The sequence below is a fragment of the Stenotrophomonas sp. Steno-Z2 genome, assembly GCF_056393235.1.
In genome coordinates, this window is record NZ_JBWJOY010000033.1 from 1 (window position 1) to 204 (window position 204).

1 protein-coding gene is annotated in these 204 nt (G+C 72.1%); it reads right to left on the reverse strand.

Annotation, left to right across the window (positions count from 1 at the left end):
* Window positions 1–204, reverse strand: a 204-nt coding sequence (locus tag AC06FP_RS16890) for a serine dehydratase beta chain (protein ID WP_478076341.1), incomplete at its 3' end; no start/stop codon positions are given.

Genomic DNA, 204 nt, shown 5'->3' on the forward strand with positions numbered 1-204 from the left:
CACGGCGGTGTCGGTGCCGTGGCCGCGGCCGGTCAGGGCCAGCGAGCCGAACACCTCGGCGCGGATGCGCGCCACGTCCTGGAGCCTGCCCGGATCGAGCAGCCAGCGGTGGACGAAGCGCTCGGCCGCGCGCATCGGGCCCACGGTGTGCGAGGAACTCGGGCCGATGCCGATCTTGAACAGGTCGAACGTGCTGACGGACAT